This window comes from Ohessyouella blattaphilus (genome assembly GCF_024721265.1).
GTDB classification, from domain to species: Bacteria; Bacillota; Clostridia; order Lachnospirales; family Lachnospiraceae; genus Aequitasia; species Aequitasia blattaphilus_A.
Genome location: NZ_JAMXOC010000086.1, coordinates 1 through 936, shown reverse-complemented (window position 1 = coordinate 936; position 936 = coordinate 1). Strand labels below are relative to the sequence as shown.

The following is a 936-nucleotide window of genomic DNA, read 5'->3' as shown; positions in this document are numbered from 1 at the left end:
TTAAATCCCAATTACTCTTATCTAGATACTCTTCTAATCTCTCCTTTCGCTCCTCGCCATTTGCTTTGACGTCTCTTGGAATATCTTCCTTAGGCATATCAATCTTTTGCCCTCTATATAGATTAACGACCTCTTCCTCTGAAAGCTTATGTTTTTTATTCCAATTCAAATAAAGCATATCTTTATCGTCTATCTGAATAATCTTTACCGATGGATCCGTCTTGGCTCTTTCCTCATAAAAACTCACTTCTTCTTTGGATAACCTACGAAAAGGACGTTCTCTCGCAGTATGAACGGTGATATATTCCATCTTTTCCTCATCATAAATTGCCTCTACGGGATGAATATAATCCCCTAAAGCCTTTGCCTGTTTAAATGCTTCTGTATCAAAAGGCTTCGCTTTCTGGTCATAGATAGGGTACTGCCCCTCGATCAAGATAATGCACTCATCTCTAGGCATACGCTTTACTTCCGCTGGCTCTAAAAGCGATAAACCTGCCTTTCCAAAGTTTAAACTATCTCCTGTATTGCGTCCTCGGTTTAATCCATCTGTCCTAGTATCAATAGTTCGTTTTCCTAAGATTTCGGATATCCATTTATGGGTACTATTCGCCGTGGGACCACTTCCTAGATAACAAACAGTGGCGCAGGTATCAAATAGAGTTTCCCATTTCTCTCCCTGAAACAAGGCTTTTATCTGAGCTACAGATTGCAGGACCGGCACCATATTGATATTTCGCCCTCTAATTACCCCTAATAGTTCGTCTGGGTTACTAGGCTTTGGTCCTGAATAAAACTCATCTGCCATAACCTCTACCTCGATTGGAAGTGGGCCTTTTATCTCATCGTCCGCTACTCGTATTAACGTGTCAAACATTTGTATGAGGTAGGTCGGTTGCGCCTTTCCGAATTACTCCGGTAGGTTTCAACCTTCCC

The 936-nt window shown here is 41.3% G+C and carries 1 protein-coding gene; it reads right to left on the bottom strand.

Translation table 11 applies throughout. The annotated features are described in order from the left end of the window. Positions 1-877 (bottom strand): type IV secretory system conjugative DNA transfer family protein (locus NHH16_RS15470; protein ID WP_262070484.1); only part of this gene is annotated, 877 nt, incomplete at its 3' end. Between the last annotated feature and the right edge of the window lie 59 nt (positions 878-936).